This is a genomic window from Bernardetia sp. ABR2-2B, from assembly GCF_037126435.1.
GTDB lineage: Bacteria > Bacteroidota > Bacteroidia > Cytophagales > Bernardetiaceae > Bernardetia.
Map to the genome: position 1 here is coordinate 4,835,280 of NZ_CP147020.1, position 20,371 is coordinate 4,855,650.

8 protein-coding genes are annotated in these 20,371 nt (G+C 34.5%); 1 reads left to right on the forward strand and 7 read right to left on the reverse strand.

Annotated features, from left to right (window positions below; all coding sequences use genetic code 11):
• Positions 1-85: 85 nt before the first annotated feature.
• Positions 86-1,774: an L-glutamate gamma-semialdehyde dehydrogenase gene (gene pruA / locus WAF17_RS20350; RefSeq protein WP_338763751.1), complete on the reverse strand. Its 1,689-nt coding sequence runs from the start codon at positions 1,772-1,774 to the stop codon at positions 86-88.
• Between the two features lie 417 nt (positions 1,775-2,191).
• Here pruA and WAF17_RS20355 point away from each other — a divergent pair, with 417 nt between their 5' ends.
• Positions 2,192-13,606: a BspA family leucine-rich repeat surface protein gene (locus tag WAF17_RS20355; RefSeq protein ID WP_338763754.1), complete on the forward strand. Its 11,415-nt coding sequence runs from the start codon at positions 2,192-2,194 to the stop codon at positions 13,604-13,606.
• Between the two features lie 421 nt (positions 13,607-14,027).
• On the opposite strand, the gene WAF17_RS20360 is transcribed toward WAF17_RS20355, so the two are convergent.
• The 6 genes from WAF17_RS20360 to WAF17_RS20385 form a co-directional block, all read right to left on the reverse strand.
• Positions 14,028-15,005: a KpsF/GutQ family sugar-phosphate isomerase gene (locus WAF17_RS20360; protein ID WP_338763756.1), complete on the reverse strand. Its 978-nt coding sequence runs from the start codon at positions 15,003-15,005 to the stop codon at positions 14,028-14,030.
• 160 nt (positions 15,006-15,165) lie between these two features.
• Entirely contained in the window at positions 15,166-15,432 is a 267-nt protein-coding gene (locus WAF17_RS20365; protein ID WP_338763758.1) for a hypothetical protein, read from the reverse strand.
• Between the two features lie 29 nt (positions 15,433-15,461).
• Positions 15,462-17,912 carry a tetratricopeptide repeat protein gene (locus WAF17_RS20370; RefSeq protein WP_338763760.1) on the reverse strand — a complete coding sequence of 817 codons (2,451 nt, stop codon included), beginning with the start codon at positions 17,910-17,912 and terminating at the stop codon, positions 15,462-15,464.
• 134 nt (positions 17,913-18,046) lie between these two features.
• Positions 18,047-18,856, reverse strand: a complete 810-nt coding sequence (locus WAF17_RS20375; protein WP_338763762.1) for a universal stress protein — start codon at positions 18,854-18,856, stop codon at positions 18,047-18,049.
• Between the two features lie 41 nt (positions 18,857-18,897).
• Positions 18,898-19,263 carry a hypothetical protein gene (locus tag WAF17_RS20380; protein ID WP_338763765.1) on the reverse strand — a complete coding sequence of 122 codons (366 nt, stop codon included), beginning with the start codon at positions 19,261-19,263 and terminating at the stop codon, positions 18,898-18,900.
• Between the two features lie 21 nt (positions 19,264-19,284).
• Positions 19,285-20,370: a methyltransferase domain-containing protein gene (locus WAF17_RS20385; protein WP_338763768.1), complete on the reverse strand. Its 1,086-nt coding sequence runs from the start codon at positions 20,368-20,370 to the stop codon at positions 19,285-19,287.
• Position 20,371 lies beyond the last annotated feature (1 nt).

Sequence of the window (20,371 nt, forward strand, 5' to 3'; positions counted from 1 at the left end):
GTTAAAGGTTTGCCTTTAACCTACAAATACAGATATATTTAAACCTATAAGATTTTTGAAAACCTTATAGGTTTGAAAACTCAATTTATTTCTTAGCCTTCTTTTTTTTCTCTTTTTTTGCTTGTCCGTTGGTAGCTTTTTTAGGCTCTAACTCTAAGAATGGATATTCATAGCTTGTTGGAGCATTGAAAGTTTCTTTGATAGTACGAGGACTTACCCAACGCAACAAATTCAAATAAGAACCTGCTTTATCATTTGTTCCTGATGCTCTTGCACCACCAAATGGCTGCTGCCCAACGACTGCACCTGTTGGTTTATCATTGATGTAGAAATTACCTGCTGCATTTTTGAGCTTTTTGGTAGCTAATTCTACGGCTGTACGGTCGTGTGCAAAGATAGAGCCTGTAAGTGCATACGGAGAAGTTTTGTCTGTAAGCGTAAGAATATCCTCAAAATCATTATCTGGATAAACATAAATCGTCAAGACAGGACCAAAGATTTCTTCACACATCGTAACATATTTTGGGTCTTCTACCTTCAAAACAGTTGGTTCAATGAAATAACCCTCTGATTTGTCATGCTTTCCACCTGCAATTACTTTGACATTTTTGTCTTTTTTGGCTTTATCAATGTAGTTTGCAATCTTATCAAAAGATTTTTCATCAATAACAGCATTTACAAAGTTTCCATATACTTCTGGCGAACCTACCTTAATATCAGAAAGCATATCTGTCATTCTTTCTTTTACTTCCTTCCAAATAGCTTGAGGAATGTAAGCTCTTGAAGCAGCCGAACATTTTTGCCCTTGGAACTCAAATGCACCACGAACAAGCGCAGTAGCTACCTGACCAGCATTAGCTGTATGATGAGCCACTACAAAATCTTTCCCTCCTGTTTCGCCTACAATTCTTGGATAACTTACGTATTTATTGATGTTTTTTCCAATTTCTTTCCAAATCGTTTGGAATACGCCTGTACTTCCTGTAAAGTGAATACCTGCAAAATCTTTATGATTGAAAATAACGTCGCCTGTTTCAGGACCGTCTGTAAAGATAAGATTAATAACTCCGTCTGGCATTCCTGCTTTTTCGAAGACTTCCATAATTACGTGTGCCGAATAAATTTGAGTAAATGCTGGTTTCCAAACTATAACATTTCCCATAAGCGCAGCAGATGCTGGAAGGTTACCTGCAATGGCTGTAAAGTTGAACGGAGTAAGCGCAAAAACAAATCCTTCTAATGGACGATATTCTAATTTATTCCAAATTCCGTCAGCAGAAACAGGCTGTTTTTCATAAATCTCTTGCATAAAATAGGCATTAAAACGCAAGAAATCTATAAACTCACAGGCTGCATCAATTTCTGCTTGATAAGCATTTTTAGATTGACCCAAAACAGTTGCTGCATTGATTTTAGCACGATATTCTCCAGCAATAAGGTCGGCTGCTTTCAAGAAAATAGTAGCACGATTCGTCCAAGGTAACTCTTCCCAAGCTTCTTTTGCTGCCAATGCTGCACGAATTGCTTGTTCTACGTGTCCTTTGTCTCCATAATGAAAATGACCTAATGTGTGTTTGTGGTCATGAGGAGGAGAAAGGCGCATTTTTTCTTCTGTGCGTACTTTTTGCCCACCAATTGTCATTGGAATATCCAATTCTTGGCTACGCAATTCTTTTATTGCTTTTTTGAGGGCTTCACGCTCTGGAGAACCTGCACGATATTCTAAAACGGGTTCATTGATAGGAAAAGGGATTGAAAAAATGGCATTTTGCATATTAAAATGTGCTTTATGTTGTTGTGTGGAATAATTTAAAAATATGATAAAGCAAAAATACAAAATGGATTTGAGAATTGGTAATTTTGATTTTTTTGATAGTTCAGAAGTGAGAAAATCAAAACTTATTGATATGTTCTAGTTTTTTCTTAAAAAAATCAAAAACTTAATAGAAACCACTCTCGTAATAACAAAGTACATTCCAAGAGGTTTTTCAATAAAAAATGTCTTTTTGTATCTTTGTCTCACAAAAACAATTACATCACAGTCAGAATCAACATAAAATCAACACTTTACCATTCTATTGAATGCTATTTTCTGCGTATAATTTCTTAGTTTTATATACTTTAGCTACAAACCTAAGGCTATTCCATTTGACAAATACATACAAAATAATAACAATTGCCATTATATACTATGAGTTTACCTATACTTACCTCTTTAAGAAAAACATACTTTCTTTCCTGCCTTGTTTTATTGTTTTCGTTATTTATAAATTCTATTTCTGCCCAAAATGAATGGCAATACGTAGGAGTGCCACAGTTTGCTATTGGTGGAACTGAACCTAATATAGAATTTCGTCCTTCTTTTAATGAACCTTATGTAGCTCATCAAGGAGGAAGCAGTAATGAAGCTAATGTATCAAAATACACATCAGCAAGTATTTGGGAAAAAGTAGGCGCACCCAACTTTTCAGGAAACTCTTCCTCTAAACATAGTATAGCTTTTAACTCTGCTGGTGATCCTTATGTAGTTTATCACCTAACAAGTCTAAGTATCGTAGTGAAACGCTTCACTGGTAGTGCTTGGCTTGATGTAGATGCTGAAGTTTCTTCTGGTAATTTGTCCTCTCCTAGTATAGCTATTGATCCTGCCACTGGCATACCTTATGTTTCATACATTGATAATGATACGGATGAGTTGCATGTAAGAAGATATAATGGTACAACTTGGGTACAAGTCGGTTCTACGACTAATGATGCTCGTTCTTCTAGCATAGCTTTTGGTAGCAGTCCAAACGAACCATACGTAGCTTATATAGATAATACGACAAATACGATAAATGTTAAATCATTTGATGGAAGTAGTTGGATTACTGTGGGTGCTCCTGACTTTTCAAATAGAATATCTATTGGAGATGTAAAACTAGCTTTCAATAGTAATAGAGATGAGTTTTATGTTACCTATACAGATTTTGATGCAAGTAACAGAATAAGTGTCATGAACTTTGATGGAAGTAGCTGGAATTTTGTTGGTGCTGCTGGGACTGGAGGGACAAATGGGGAAAGTCAAGGTGATATAGATTTTGACCTTTCTAATGGAAATCCCTACATAGCACTAAAAAGCCCAAGCAACCAACTGAAAGTGAGGTTTTTTGATGGTAGTACGTGGGAAGAAGTGGGTAATGCTACATTACCTTCTGTGAATATTGATGCGCCAAGTATAGCACTCCATCCCTTTACAAATCAACCTTATGTAGCTTTCAGAGAAGGAGTAATGCTAAGTGTGATGCGTTTTGCTCCTGTATATTATTCTAATGGAGGAGGTACATGGAATACTCCTACTACATGGTCTCATAACCCTTGTGGAGGAACACAATCTCCTGCTTCCAATTTTCCAACAGGAGATGATAAAGTAGTAATTTGTGATGGAGATATTGTGAATAGTAATACACCAAATAGTTGTGGAACACTTATCATAGAAGATGGAGAGTGCAACACTACTAGTGACAACTTTACTGTAAATGGAAATATTACAATAAACAATGCGGGTACTTTCAGACACAATGCTAATTTTCAGCGAATCACATTTAAAGGTTCAATAGTAAATAGTGGTACTTTCACTACAGGAGGAACAGGAACATTTCAATTTACTTTTAGAGGAAATATAATCAATAATGGGAATTTTGACTTGCAGAGTTCTTCGCAATCTACTTTTGATACTAATCCAGTTGTAATAACTAATAATAATGCAGATATGATTTTTTCGGCAGGAGCTACAAGTGGCTCTTGTAATATCAACTCAAACGTAACAATTACGAATGGTTTGTCAACAGGTTCGGTTAGGTTATTTGGCAACTCAGGATTAAATATTGCTTCTACTGCTACACTAACAAATAACTATACAAACGGAGAGTTGTGGACAAGTACCATAAACGGAGTAACAGGAGCTACTTTAGAAAACAATGGAGTAATAAATTATCGTTCTTCACAAACTCCTACGGTTACAAATTTTAATAATAATGTCGGTTCTACTTTCATATATTCGATAAGTAGTGCTGGAGCAGGAAATGCAAATGTTAGAGCAGGCACATATCATCATATTGAATTTGGCTCATCTGCTGGTAGCCATCTATTAGGAGACATTGTAGTCAACGGTAATCTTTCTTTTTCTGGTACTACAAGAGTATTGCATTCCAATACTCACAATATAGATATAAAAGGTAATTGGAACACACTTAATTTAAATAATTTCAATTCTAGCACAGGAGGAACAGTAACTTTTAGTGGAACTACTCCACAAGCCATAACAGGAGCAACTGACTTCCATAATTTAGTTATTAATAACACTTTTTTTTTCGACCCTACTGTAACGCTACAGCCAAATTCTCCTGTTGGAGTTAGTAATGACCTTACACTCACAAATGGTCGGTTAGTTTTGGGGAATAATAACCTATCATACCCAGCAACAGGAAGCATCACTAGAACCAATGGTTGGGTAGAAACAAATAGTACAACAGGTTTTTTTGTTTTAACCACAAACACAGCACCTTTTACTTTTCCAGTTGGAAGTGCAACTGATTATCAACCACTAGAAATTACTATCTCAGTAAATGGCTCTAGAGTTCGCTTTGGTACATCTACTATTGCAGTACCAAATAGTGGTATAGGTTCTTGGTTTGTGAGAAATGAAAATCAAGCCTCAGAGATTACACTTATAGACCCAAAACCTACAGCTAACATTGATGGAACTTCTCAAATTCGCAGATATAACGGAAGTGCTTGGGATGTTTTGGCTACGACATTCTCCACACCTAATTATTCTACTACCTCTCCTTTCAATTTTTCAACAGGAGTTATAGAAGAGTTTTCTGTTTTTACGCAACCTTCAGATCCCTTCATCACTACTTGGGTAGCCACAGGAGGAACAATTACTATTCCTACAACTGGAACAGGATATAATTATGATATTACTTGGACAAATCTCACAAATGCAGGTGTAAATGAAGGCACTATTACTGCAAGGACAGGTAATTATACAATTACAGGGTTAGAAGATGGAAGTACCTACCAAATAGATATTACAGGCGATTTTCCTCATATTTACTTTAATGATACAGGAGACAAAGCCAAACTACTTACTATCGAACAATGGGGGGATATAGAGTGGACAAGTATGGAAAGTGCTTTTTATGGGTGTATAAATTTAGAAGTCAATGCAACAGATGTTCCTCGCTTAACTAATGTTACTAATTTTTCAAGAATGTTTAGAGGGGCAGAAAATATGATATTACCTTCAGATATTAATGCTTGGGATACGCAAAATGGCACAACATTTTTTGGAATGTTTTTTAATTGTAAAAAATTTAATTCAGATTTATCTAATTGGAATGTAAGCAGTGGAGCTAATTTTACAAATGTTTTCTCTGGTGCAATTATTTTTGACCAAAACTTAGGGAATTGGGTTATGAGTAGTGCAACTAACGTAAGTGGTATGCTAGACAATACAGCACTTTCAGTTAATAATTATGATGCGACTCTTACAGGATGGTCTTCGCAAACTTTAATTTCTGGAAGAACATTAGGTGCAGTAGGGCTTAACTATTGTAATGCAGTAGTAGAAAGAAATATACTTATTAATCCTGCTACTAACAACTGGACTATTACTGGAGATGCTCTAGCTTCTCCTACCTGTTTACCTTCACAACCCATCGGCAACCGAGGTATGTATTTTGATGGAGTGAATGATTATGTGGATATGGGAGATGTTCTCAACACTACTTTTGCAGGAGATTTTACCCTTGAGGCTTGGGTAAAGCAAAGTACACTAAAGGATAATGTTGTTTTAGCAAAGTGGAGAACGGGTATTGCTAGTGTTTTCAATTTTTCAATCAATTCCGCAGGAAGATTGAGAATACAAAATAATGTTGGGTCAAATGTTTCTAGTTCTGTGCAGTTAACTGAAATAAATAGATGGTATCATGTAGCAGTTTCTTCAGATAATGCTTCAAACCTCGTTACTTTATACGTTAATGGAGTAGTTGTGGGAAGTGGAACACTATCTTTTAATACAGTTTCATCTCAATCTTTATTAGTTGGAACCCGTCTTGATAATACTTCTAGTCCTGAAAGTGTATTTCATGGACAAATAGACGAAGTAAAAGTATTTTCGGAGGTTCTTGATGAAGGACAAATACAAGCTACAATGGGTAGTTCTGCTACAAATACTACTGGTTTAGTAGGTTATTGGGATTTTGAAGATGGAGAGAGTCAAATAGTAGAAGATGTAACTATAAATACAAACGATGGTCAGCTAGGCTCAACAGCAGTAGGAGATGTGAATGACCCCCTTTGGGCATTACGAGTAAAAAACACCAATGATAGTGGTACAGAAAGCTTTAGGGAAGTAATTACACAAGCTAATGGACTGGTTGGAAAAAATCACATTGATTTTAGTATTCCAAATTCTGCTCCTCATACTATTACACTATCTTCTAATCTTGATGATATAAGCGAAAGTGTATTCATAGATGGAACTTCACAAGAAGGTTTTACCCCTTACTCTTCTACTGGAATGGTTCAGATAAATGGTGGAGCTACAGCAACAAGATTAACAAGATTTACAGCAGGTAATGATTCTGAAATTTATGGACTTTGGATAAAGGACTTTATCAGCAATGGTCTGATGATAAATGGGGCAAATAACACAAGAATTGGAGGAATAAACAAAGCTAATGTCATTGGAGGTATAGATGATGGAAGTATAAACGGAACAGCCATAGAAGTTTCATCTGGTAGTAATACTGTTATAATGGGAAATAGATTAGGAACAAACCCTGAAGGAACAGCAAGTGATGCAAATACAGGACATGGTATAAATATTCAAACTCCATCTACAAATGTCGTTATAGGGGGGCAACGTGGAGCTACTATTGGAGACCAAGGAGAGGGTAATTTGATTTCTGGAAATGAAAGAAGTGGAATCATTCTTTTTAATAATGGACATACAATACAAGGTAATATAATAGGATTAGATATAAATCAAAATAATCTTATACCAAATGTGCAAAATGGAATTAGTACTTTATGTAGCACCTGTACTACAGCTTCTCCTCTCAATATTATTGGTGGAGATTTAACAACCAATGAAGGAAATATCATAGGAGGAAACAATGTAGGAATAGAGATTGGCTCTCCAAATACTACTGTCCTTGGAAACTTAATTGGTTTAAACCAAAATGATATAGCAAAGCCGAATACATTTAATGGGATACAAATCAATAATTATTTTTCCTCTGTTAATCCTAGTGGAATTGCTATAGGTAGCACAACTATCGCAGAAAGAAATGTCATCTCAGGTAATGGAGGAATGGGAATACGAGTAACAGGCGCAGAAAATTCTCAAATTTTTGGAAATTACGTAGGAACAAATATAGCAGGTATAACAGCAGTTCCAAATACTGGGATAGGTGTTTCTATAGAAAGGGCAAACAATACTCTAGGTGGTGCTACTCCTGCACACGGAAATATTATTTCTGGTAATGGAGGTAACGGAGTGGAAGTATCACAAGCTGCAGCCACAGGCAATACCGTCCAAAATAATAAAATAGGTGTAAATGTTATTGGCAATGCACTAGGAAATACAGGTACAGGACTTCTATTCCAATTTGGAAATATCAACACTGCAATAAATAATGAGATTGCACATAATGGAAGCTTTGGAGTACGAGTAGGCTCGTGTGCTGATATTGATATAATAGAAAATCAGATTTATTGTAACTCAGGAGATGGAATAGACTTATTTTTTGGAACTGGTAACAACAACCAAGCAGCTCCAGTAATCACTGCTGCTGATGTAACTACTGATATAGTAAGTGGTACAGGACTAAACGGTAATGTAATTCATCTATACCGAAATCCAGATCCTTCTACATGTGGCTCTAGTCCTACCCCTCAAGAGTATTTGGGAACAACTATTGTTGTTAGTGGAGTTTGGTCAATTACCTCATCATTTACATTATTAGCAGGAGACAGATTAGTAGCTACTCAAACTGATAGTGCAGATGGCACTTCTCCTTTTTCTACAGAATTTATAATTACAGAGATTACACTAGGCACAATCACACCTGCCTCCCCCTACTGTGCAGGAGAAACCATTAGCATTCCTTTCACTACTACGGGTACTTTTAATGGTGGAAATACATTTACAGCACAACTATCTGATGCAAGTGGTAATTTTACTACTCCGACTGCTACACAAGTAGGCACAAGTCCAATTTCTTTGGTTATCCCTAATGGAACAGGTACAGGTACAGGCTACAGAGTAAGAGTAGTTTCTTCTGATCCAGTAGTAACAAGTGATATATCTGCTGCGATTACTATTAATGCTCGTCCTACAGTTGAGCTTTCTGTAACTTCTAATACAGGTTCAGAAGCTGATGCTACTGAAATTACGGTAACAGCTACTGCTTCATCTACTGTTGTTGGAGACCAAACTGTAAATCTAGCCGTTACAGGAACAGGAATTACGACTGGAGATTATACATTGAGTAGCTCAACAATAACAATCACAGGTGGAACTACAACAGGTTCAGTTACATTTACAGTAGTAGATGATGCGATTACAGAACCTGATGAAGTAGCTATTCTAACTATCTCTTCTCCCTCTGCTTGTATAGCTTTGGGTACTACAGTTTCTCAAAACATTACTATTACAGATAATGACCAACAAGAGATAAATGTACAGGGAGGTTCTCCTTTAACTGATATTGCAGATGGCAGTACAACTCCACTTGTAGCAAATGATACGGATTTTGGTAGTGTAATAGAATGTGGTACAAATACAATAGTTAAAACATATACTATTCAAAATACAGGTGTAGCAGACTTGAATATTAGTGGAATTACTGTTACAAATCCTTCTGACTTTACTTTGAGTGGTTTGCCTACTTTTCCTACAATCATAGCTGCTTCAGGAGTACAAACCTTTACAGTTACTTTTGACCCTACTGCCATAGGAAATAGAACAGCTATTATAAACATAGCAAATGATGATGCAGATGAAAATCCTTATACTTTTACTATTAGTGGAACTGGACAGGCTGATAATGTTGCACCAGTAGTTCCAACTTTAGCAGATGTTACAGCGCAATGTTCTGTTGCTTCCATTCCTGCACCAACAACAAGTGATAATTGTGATGGAACTTTGACAGGAACAACAACACAAACATTTCCAATTACAAGTTCTACAACGGTAGTTTGGACGTTTACAGATGTTGCAGGAAATTCTATTACAGCCAATCAAAATGTAATTATTGATGATACAACTGACCCAGTAGTTCCAACGCTTACAGATATTACAGCACAATGTTCTGTTGCTTCCATTCCTGCACCAACAACAAGTGATAATTGTGATGGAACTTTGACAGGAACAACAACACAAACATTTCCAATTACAAGTTCTACAACGGTAGTTTGGACGTTTACAGATGTTGCAGGAAATTCTATTACAGCCAATCAAAATGTAATTATTGATGATACAACAGACCCAGTAGTTCCAACGCTTACAGATGTCACAGCGCAATGTTCTGTTGCTTCCATTCCTGCACCAACAACAAGTGATAATTGTGATGGAACTTTGACAGGAACAACAACACAAACATTTCCAATTACAAGTTCTACAACGGTAGTATGGACGTTTACTGATGCAGCAGGAAATTCTGTTACAGCCAATCAAAATGTAATTATTGATGATACAACAGACCCAGTAGTTCCAACGCTTACAGATGTTACAGCACAATGTTCTGTTGCTTCCATTCCTGCACCAACAACAAGTGATAATTGTGATGGAACTTTGACAGGAACAACAACACAAACATTTCCAATTACAAGTTCTACAACGGTAGTTTGGACGTTTACAGATGTTGCAGGAAATTCTATTACAGCCAATCAAAATGTAATTATTGATGATACAACAGACCCAGTAGTTCCAACGCTTACAGATGTCACAGCGCAATGTTCTGTTGCTTCCATTCCTGCACCAACAACAAGTGATAATTGTGATGGAACTTTGACAGGAACAACAACACAAACATTTCCAATTACAAGTTCTACAACGGTAGTATGGACGTTTACTGATGCAGCAGGAAATTCTGTTACAGCCAATCAAAATGTAATTATTGATGATACAACAGACCCAGTAGTTCCAACGCTTACAGATGTTACAGCACAATGTTCTGTTGCTTCCATTCCTGCACCAACAACAAGTGATAATTGTGATGGAACTTTGACAGGAACAACAACACAAACATTTCCAATTACAACACAAGGAACGACTATTGTTACGTGGACATTTACAGATGGAAATGGAAACATAGTAACAGCTGACCAAAATGTTATTATTAATGATAACACCGACCCAACCTTAAACACACCTCTACAATCTAATGTAACCGTTACACCAAACCAAGGATGTTCTTTTATAAATAGAGTTATAAGCAACTCATATATCAATAATGGTACAGCAACCGATAACTGTGGCATTGATAGAATAGAATATGAGCTAACAGGAGCTACAACAGGAACAGTAGCTACTCTAGTAAATCAAGTATTTAATGAAGGAGCAACAACGGTAACTTGGAAGGCAATAGATGATAGTGGAAATGAATCTACACCTAGTACATTTACAGTTACAGTAGTAGATAGCAATCAACCTCCTAGGTTATTTGCTATGCGAGATTTTACGAGAAGAACAGACTTACGAAATTGTTATTATACTAACCGAACGACTGTATTCTCTAATCGCATTCCTGATGGACGTGCCATAGATAATTGTGGTGTAGCTTCGTATCGTTATTTATTAAGTGGAGCAACCTTAGGAGATGTATCTTCTTTAGAAGGTATTCGCTTTAACCAAGGAGTTACAGATGTAATTTGGACTGCTACAGATAGAAATGGTAATACTTCTGCTCCTAATCAATTCACAATTACCATTATGGATAACCGGAATCCTATTATCAGAGCTCCTCAAAATATCACAAGGCTTACTAATCTATACGGTTGTACTTCTACTATAGATAGCTTGGATATAGGTACTCCAATAGCTTCGGATAATTGTTTATTTAGGGTATTTAATGATGCTCCAGCAGAATTTCCACTCGGAGAAACAGTTGTTACTTGGACAGCTATAGATTCAGCAGGAAATACAGCAACTGACGAACAAATTGTTACTATCGAACAGCAATATTATGTTACTCCTTCTGATTCACTTATTCTAGTAGATATTTATAATGAAATGGGTGGAGCTTCTTGGAACACTTCTTGGGATTTGAATACACCTGTTTCTACTTGGAATGGCGTCGCTGTAAGTTGTGGAAATGTAGCAGCTCTAAACCTTTCAAGTAATAACCTAACAGGAATACTACCATCATCTGTTTTAGATTTAGAAAGAATAACAGAAGGTAATTTTTTACTAAATATTAAAGGAAATAGACTTAATTTCGCATCAGCAGAAAGTTTTGTAGGAAGAATTCCGAACTTTATATATTCGCCACAGGCTAAAATATACGCTACTCGTACTGAATCTGTTGGACAAACGGAATCTATCACATTTAGTTCACAAACAGAAGGAGACTTTAATCTCTATCAATGGTATAAAGACGAAAACGCTATTGCAGGAGCTACAAATTGGGATTATACTATCACAAGTGCTGTTCCATCAGATGCAGGTGTTTATACGTGTAAAGTAAGTAATACAGTAGCAACCCAGCTTGTTTTAGAGAGAAATCCAATTACCTTAGAAGTAGAAGGCTTTGTAAACTCAACAGATTCACTTGCTTTAGTGCAGCTCTTCTTAGGAACAGGAGGACAAACTTCTTGGACAGAAGTTTGGGATTTAACTCAACCTGTCTCAACTTGGAGTGGAGTTACTCTTTCTGGAAGTAAAATAACAGAGCTAGATTTATCTTCTCGTAACTTAACAGGTACATTACCTGATGTATTTGACGCAGAACTATTCTCTGAACTTCGTTATTTGAGTTTCTTTGATAATAAATTAGATGGTCAAATTCCTTCTTCTATTGGAGCTATTACTACGCTAACTTATTTAGATTTAGATAAAAATAATTTTGAAGGAAGTGTACCTGCTTCGTTAGGAAATCTTACTAATCTTCAAGCATTTTGGTTGTCTAGAAATAATCTTACCTCTTTACCAAATGAAATTGGAAATATGAGAAGTTTGAGAACATTTTATCTCAATGAAAACCAGTTTGAAGAGCTTCCTGAAACGATAGGTAATTTAAGCGAACTTTTAATTTTGAATGTGAGTGATAACGAGCTAAAGGAACTACCAAATACGATTACGAATTTGACAAAACTAATTGAGTTTTATTCAAATAGAAATTATATTACAAGCGTTCCAACAGAGATACAGAGATTAGTTAGTTTGAGAACATTTGAGATAAATACAAATAACCTGTCTTCTTTACCGATTGGCTTTACACAAATTAGTAGTTTAGCCAAGTTTAGAGTTTCTGAAAACGAATTAGAGTTTGATGATTTATTACCTTATGCAAATCAAAATTATTCTACATTTGAATATGCGCCACAAGCTCCAATTAATGAAGAAGAAAATATTTTAGCTGTTCTTAATTCATCTCTTACTCTAACTGTAGATACAGAGGGAAGTGGAAATAATTATGAATGGTTTAAGAATGGAAATTCTGTTGAGATGAGTCAAGACTTAGTGATAAGTAGAATTAGTAATAGTGATGTAGGAACATATATAGCACAAGTTACCAATTCAAGTTTACCAGGTTTGACTTTACAACGTCGTTCTATCCTCTTAAATGTGAAATGTCCAGAAGGATTAAATTTTGAAATTGAAGAACCAGCGCAAACTGTATTTTGTGAATCTCAACCTTTTGGGTTAAAGCTAGAGGCTATTACTCAATTTACAGATGCTCAAAAAATCAGTTGGAGAAAAGATGGTGTTATTCTGGCGTTTGCCAATGAGCAATCCTATACTGTTACGAGTGCAGGTGTATATACAGCCGAAGTTTTGACAGCAAATGGTTGTACGGCACTTTCAAATTCAGTAGAAATTACTGTTCTTCCCCAACCTGAAATCAGTATTGAGTTGATTAATGAAGAATTACTGACAAGTACGTTGAATAGTCAAGAGCCAGTTACTTATCAATGGTTGAAAGATGGTGTTCCTATTGAAAATGCTTCGGAAAATACATACACGCCAACAGAAACAGCAGAGTATAGTTTGCTTGTCTTGACAGAAGCAGGTTGTAGTTCGATTTCTGAAACAATTCTTTTTACAAAAACGATTACAGCAATAGAAGAACCAAAAGAGTTTAGAGATTTAGAGATTTTTCCTAATCCAAACAATGGTAATTTCTTCATAGATTTTGGAACAATAACTCAAAACGGAGAACCTACATTTATCTTAATTGATGCAATTGGTAGAAAAATAACACTCAAAACAGAGCGTATTTCTTCTTCTCGTTATAAAATCAAAACAAATAATCTTGCAGGTGGAATGTATCATCTACAAATTCAAACAAAAGATGGAATTGCCTTCCGTAAGTTTGTAGTAGAAGAATAAAAACTAGAGTTGTGATTTTTACATAAAAAACTTCCCTTTTCTATATAGAATAGAAGAGGGAAGTTTTTATTTTTAATTGTCAGTAATAACCTTTCAAGCTAATATTGATTAAAAATAGGTCAGTCTCGTTAGAGCAGACCAAAAGTAACTTTCAGATAACACGAACTTGGTATTATACTTTTCGTTTTCTACGCCGTTAGGAATTACATATCAACTAGCTGATGGCAAAAATTTATGTAAAGTTCCTACGGAACAATTTGATATTTATTTCTATTTTTTACCAATATAGAGTTCCAATGGAATAAAATACAAAAAAAATAGCATATAAGTTATTGATATATAATGTGTTAAAAACCTATTTTACGTTAGATAGAGAAAAGTTTTAGAGTATTTCTGATACTTATTTGATACTGAATAAAAATCAATAACTCAAAATATCATGCATTCTGACGATTCCTAAACAGTTATTTTCCTTATCAACGACAGGCGCAACATAAATCTGACGCTTCTTATTTTCCATCACACTCAAAACTTCTGAAAGTCGCATTTGAGGATTTAATGAAATAGGATTTTTAGTCATTATTTCCTCGGCTTTTGCTGTCAATGTATCTGAATGAGTGAGAAAACGTCGCACATCTCCATCTGTAATTATTCCTTCTAGTTTATTGTTTTCTGATTCATCCATTGATTTTTCACAAACACAAACAGCACCCAAATTATACTTAGTCATCACAATGACAACCTCTTTGAGGGAATTTTGAGCCATAACAATAGGTAGATTTTCTCTACTGTGCATTACGTCAGCAGCCGTTAGTAAAAGATTTCTTCCAAGCTGACCAGCAGGATGAAAGACAGCAAAATCAGTTTCTTTAAAGTTTCGTGCTTTTATAAGTGCAGCAGCCAACGCATCGCCAATGACAAGCGAAACCGTTGTGCTACTCATCGGTGCAAGGTTCAGAGGACAGGCTTCACGCTCAACAGTTGCATCTAAAAGTAAATCTAAGTTTTGAGCAAGACGAGTTTCTGTATTGCTAAAAATACCGATTGTTTTTGCGCCTACTTTATGCAGCGTTGGAAGCATTTTCACAAGCTCAATGGTAGTTCCACTTTTAGAAAGCATAATAACAATATCGCCCTTTGATACCATTCCTAAATCTCCATGAAGAGCTTCCGAAGCATTCAGAAAAACAGAAGGCGTTCCTGTACTTGCGAAAGTAGCCGAAATTTTGTGAGCAATAATTCCAGATTTGCCTACGCCTGTTACTACTATTTTTCCTTTTGAGGAGAGAATAAGTTCAATAGCTTTGTCAAAGGTGATAGAAATTTGTTGTTTTGCATTTTGAAGAGCTTCAATTTCTAAATTAAAGACTTCGTTGGCTGAATCTAGGTGGAATTGCATTATTACTTTTTTAGGCTGTTTTTTTCTAACTTTTCATTAGCCAAAAGTAGTAAAAATAGTCTTATGGATTTGATATTTAGAATAGATTTGAAGTTTTTTAAACTATTGTCAGAGTTCTTTTGGATTACCAAAAAACTACTGACAATTTTTTTATGAAATATTATTGAGAAAGAGAATTATAAATTTTTCTAAGCATCTTGAATGAAAACAATGAAATGAGTAAAGGAAATAAGAATAAAACCATGTTTATTCCTACTAAAAAATTAATTCTACTTCTAGTAGATGATTGAAAGCTTACATATTTTTCTAAACTAAAATCTCCTAATTGAGAAATCAAAGAATAGAGAAATAAAAATGAAATTACAAAACAAGTTACTGTGATAATTCCCAATAAAAATATTTTCAAAAACAGAATTGTATCTTTCATAATTCAACAAAATAAAAATATAATTTATTCTAACCAATTCTAAAACCCATCAAAAGAATATCATCAATTTGTTCTTCATTTTTCATCCAATCTACTATGGTTTCATCTAGTATTTTATGCTGTTCTTCCATTGGTTTTTGATGAATTTCTTGTAAAAGATTTCTTAGTTTTTTTATCATAAATTTTCTTCCCTGCACTCCTCCAAATTGGTCTTGATAACCATCTGAAAACATGTAGAAAGTTTTAGGAGCAGTTGAATCATTCAAATCTAAGGTATGTGTTTTGAAAGAGTCTTTTTCGTAAAAATCCTTTCCTCCAATTGGTTTTTTATCTCCTTTTATGGTTTGTATTTGTCCATCCTGAATATATAGAAGGGGGTTTTTTGCTCCTGCAAACTCTAGTATGTTTTTTTCTTTGTCATAGACACATAGAGCCATATCCATTCCGTCTCTGTTTTCAGTTTCTTGTTGTTTGAGCGTACCTTGAACGCCTTTATGAAGTTCATTAAGAATCTCATGAGGCGCAGTAATTCCTCTTAAATTTACAATTTCATTCAACAAGTCATTTCCAATAAGCGACATAAATGCCCCTGGAACACCGTGTCCTGTACAGTCAATAGCCGTCAAAACTATTCGGTTGTCTTTTTCAGTTGTCCAATAAAAATCTCCACTTACAATATCACGAGGCTTGAACAAGACAAAACCCTCTGTTTTTTTACCAAAACCAGTAAAAACCTGTGCAGGAGGAACTAAAATTGCATCTTGAATACGCTGTGCATACCGAACACTATCCGTAACTTTTAGATAAAGTTCACTAATTTCTTCATTTTTGTGTGCCACAGCATCACGCTGCATCTGGATTTCTTCAGTTTGTTGTTCTAGCTCTGTGTTCTTAGATTCAATTTGATTTTTTTGTTCTGCGAGGGCTTTATTTTTCTTTCTTGAATTGATAAAAGCAAAACCAATAATTAGCAAGATTAATAAGGATAAAATAGCTGCAATGGTAAATATTTTTTGCTGTGCTTCTTTTTCTGCTTCTTTTATATTGGCTTCTGCTTTTGCTTCTGCTTGTTTTTTTTCTGCCTCTGCTCTCTCTCGTGCTAAAGTTTGTTTGTTTAGGTCAGCTTGTTGTTCTAATTTTTCTACTTCTCGTTTTCTGTTTATTTCTTTTTGTTGCAAGTCTTCTACTTCTCGTGCTGCTTTTTGAGCATTAAGTTCTTGTTGTGCAATCAATAACTCTTGTTTAGTGCGCTGTTTTTCTAACGCATCTTTTTCTAATCGTTGTGCTTGTAACTCTTGTTTTTGTTGCAATAAAGCTAATTCTTGATTTTGCTTTTCTAAGGTAAGTTCTTGTTCTTTTAGTTGTGCTGTTTTGAGTTCTTCATCTACCATGTAAAGCTGCAATTCTTTTTCAGTTCGTTCTATCAAAAACTGTTGTTGTAGAAGTTCTTGTTGCTTCAAACGCTCTTCTAAAAGCAATGAATCACGAATATCAAGGTGTTTTTCATATGATTTGAGCGCATCTTCATAGTTATTATTAGCTTGATTAATCTGTGAAGCTGTTAGATGAATATCTTGAGCTATTTCACGTTGCTGGTATTTTTGAGCATAGGCAAGTGCAAGTTCGTTGTATTCTCTTGCATTATGATAATCTCCTAATTGATAATAAATAGCTGCTGTAATATTATAAAGACGTGCTAACTCTCTAGGTTGATTTCTTGTTTCTACGAGTTTTATTGATTGCTTCAAAAAGCGTAAGGCATTATCATATTGAGATAAGTTTTGATAAACAATAGCCGTATTAGTGAGTGTTATTGGGTCTTCTTCTAAGCCTAATTTTTTTTCTATTTTTCTGGCTTGTTCAAAATTAGTAATTGCTTTATTATAATTTCCCAAAAATTTGTGGGCATATCCAATATTATTAAGCGTTGCTGCAACAGCTGCCGAATCTCCGATGATTCTATCCATTTCCAAAACCTCTTGATTTGCTTCTAAGGCTGTTTGATAGTCTTTATTAGCTTGATATGCCGTGATTAATTGGCGTAATGCTTGAATTGTAGCATATGGCTTTCGTTGTGGCTGATAAATTTGTTTTGCGTTTTGATAGGCTGCAATAGCTTGTGAATAATCTTTTTGAGCCAAATAAGATTCTCCTAATCGCATAGAAACAACAGCTTGAGAAGATGAATTTTCGCTAATTACTTCTTGAGATTTAGTAAAATATTCGATGGCTTTATCGTGCAAACCTCCATTTTGATAAATAATTCCAATTTCTGTATAAACTTGAAAAAGAGCTTCTTTATCATTTTGCTTTTCTAATTTATTGACAGCTTGAAGATAATAACGCAATGAACTTGCAAGTTTTTGTTCACTTTGTTCATGACGTGCAGATTTCAGCAACTCATCTACTGTTTGACTACTTTGAGCAAAAATAGAAAAGTTGATTCCGATAACCAAGAAAAAAATAAAACAAAAACGCATATACAAATTTAGATTTTAGAAGTCAGATTTTAGAATTAAATTAATCCAAAATTATTTTCTTTTACATTTAGCTGTCCCTTTGATTTATCTCAATTCCCATGTCCTAGCTCCCAATTCCCAATTTCTACTCCTCCCTACAACTTCACAATCATTACAGGTACTTTGCTTTGAAAACTCATTCCTTGAGAAACACTTCTATGAAAAAGACCTTCAAAAAATGAACGCTCTTTTGTTAGCATAACTAATAGTTGAGCAGGTTTTTTATCTAAGAAATTACTGATTCCTTCCTGAATGCTTTTGTTGTAATTTATTTCAAAACTCATTTTTTTCTTTGAAATAGAGGAGTAAGTTTCTTGTAGAGGGTTTAGTTGATAAGCAATTAAATTCATATCTTCTTTGCTTGTCGAAACGTGAAGGCAAGTCAAGTGCGCTCCTAATACCTCACAGAAGAGCAACAAAGAATCTATAATATCAGCATCTCCATCATCTAAAGAAAGCGCAAAAACAACGTGTTTAATGCTATTTTGCATTTCAATTTCAGAAGGCACAATTAGGATAGAAGAAAGCGTTTGTTCTAAAGTTTGAGAGATAAGCCGTTCGAAGGGGATTCCTTCCCATTGTGAACGGTCTTTTGCAGAAAGAATCAAAATATCAGCATCGTGTTTTTTGATGATTTTGATGATATTTTCTTTTTCTCTTCCTTGTTGAATAGAAGTTTCTATTTTAAGATAATGTTCTGAATCTGTATAACGCTCAAAATCATATTCACTTACAAAAACGTGAAGTTGATTTTCCAAATCAGATAATAAATGAATCGGACTGTTTTGAGGATATGTATGATGAACAATTATTTTCGAACCAAACTCTTTTGCAAGTAACGTAGCATACTGCAATGATTTTGCAGAAGATACAGAAAAGTTAGTTGGAACGAGTAGAGTTTTCATAATTTATTGATTACTCAAAATAAATAAGTGCTATAAATATATTAATTTTTATTCAGATTTTCTATCAAAATATCTCTTGCACAATCTGTGCTTATAATTTTCATTTGCGATTGAGACTTTTTTTCTTCCATTTCTAAAGGTGCAAATTCTTTCTCAGCTTTTGCTGCTACACAATCACAGATGTTAGAAATTGTTAGAGAATCTAGTTTTAATACAGATTTTTCATTTTCTTTATTTATTTCTGCCTTACAATCTGCCTTAAACGCTACTTTGTATTCTGATTTCCACTCTCCCTTTTCTCCTAAACTATTACAAGAAACCAAGACAATAAAAAACATGAAATAAATAATTAAGACGGATTTTTTTTCTACGAGTTTTCTTTTTAACAGATTGATACTATTTTTCATAAATTGTTTAACCTACTTCAATTAAATTTTTTCTATTACAAAAATATGAAGATACAAACCTCCTGCTTCAGTTACATATTCTTTTGTGATTTTATACTTTTTTATCATAAAAATAACTTCTCTAAAAACGCCTTGCCTCATTGTCAAGACAACTATTTTTCCATTTTTAGATAAAATTTTATTAGCTGAACTCAAAAACTGGTCGTAAAGCCCTCGCATATTTACTTGCTTGGCAGACTGTATTCCGAAAGGCAAATTACAGACAATTTTATCTAGTTGCCCATTTTCCTCCACGTAATCTTCAATTGTTTCCTCTAAATGACGAGCATTTAGCTCCCTTACTTCTACAAAATCAAAATTATTTAGTTTCAGATTTTCTTTTGTTCCTTTAATTGCTTTCTCGTGCATATCTCCAGCCAAAATCTTGATTTTATTTCCAAACATACTTGCAGCCTCTAAAATAATTGTTCCACCTCCACAAGTACAATCCAGTAAAGAATCTCCTTCTTGAAGTCCTGCCAAAGTAAGTAGATGATAAGCTAGAGTGTGTTTTGTGGCTGCTCTGTGATGAAAAATTCGCTCAATTTTATTATAATTTCCTTGTCTATGAGCCAGAGTATCATCAGTTATTTGATAACCTACAAAAACAAAACTTCCAATTACATCAACTCTCAAGTTATATTCATATTCAGTCAAAGAAACAGGTGTTTTATAACGCATAATTACAGTATGTCCGATATGTTTTGCCATTTCCATTGACGTAAAATCATGTGTTCCATAACGTTCTGCACTTGCACGAAATGATTTTGCTGTTTTGAGTTCTGACAAATCTATTTCCATTATTTTTTCTTTTAGATTTTCCAAAGTTGGCTTATCTAAATAAAAACTTCCTTTTAGTTCTATGACAGAATGAATACTTCTAAGAGAAAGAATCTTTTGGAGAATAGAATTATTTTTTTCTTTATCAAAATTAGGAACAAGAAAAGAAACACGATGAGAAAAATTTTCAAACTGTTTTATTTCTGTTGCCTCTGTTATGTTTTGTTTTATTTCTTCTATGACTAATTCTTCTAAATTATAATCACAGGTTACTAAATATTTTTTCAAG

What these genes read in the sequence shown, in the direction of transcription:
- pruA (WP_338763751.1), bottom strand. Translation starts at nt 1,774, where the DNA reads ATGCAAAATGCCATTTTTTCAATCCCTTTTCCTATCAATGAACCCGTT.
- WAF17_RS20355 (WP_338763754.1), top strand. Translation starts at nt 2,192, where the DNA reads ATGAGTTTACCTATACTTACCTCTTTAAGAAAAACATACTTTCTTTCC.
- WAF17_RS20360 (WP_338763756.1), bottom strand. Translation starts at nt 15,005, where the DNA reads ATGCAATTCCACCTAGATTCAGCCAACGAAGTCTTTAATTTAGAAATT.
- WAF17_RS20365 (WP_338763758.1), bottom strand. Translation starts at nt 15,432, where the DNA reads ATGAAAGATACAATTCTGTTTTTGAAAATATTTTTATTGGGAATTATC.
- WAF17_RS20370 (WP_338763760.1), bottom strand. Translation starts at nt 17,912, where the DNA reads ATGCGTTTTTGTTTTATTTTTTTCTTGGTTATCGGAATCAACTTTTCT.
- WAF17_RS20375 (WP_338763762.1), bottom strand. Translation starts at nt 18,856, where the DNA reads ATGAAAACTCTACTCGTTCCAACTAACTTTTCTGTATCTTCTGCAAAA.
- WAF17_RS20380 (WP_338763765.1), bottom strand. Translation starts at nt 19,263, where the DNA reads ATGAAAAATAGTATCAATCTGTTAAAAAGAAAACTCGTAGAAAAAAAA.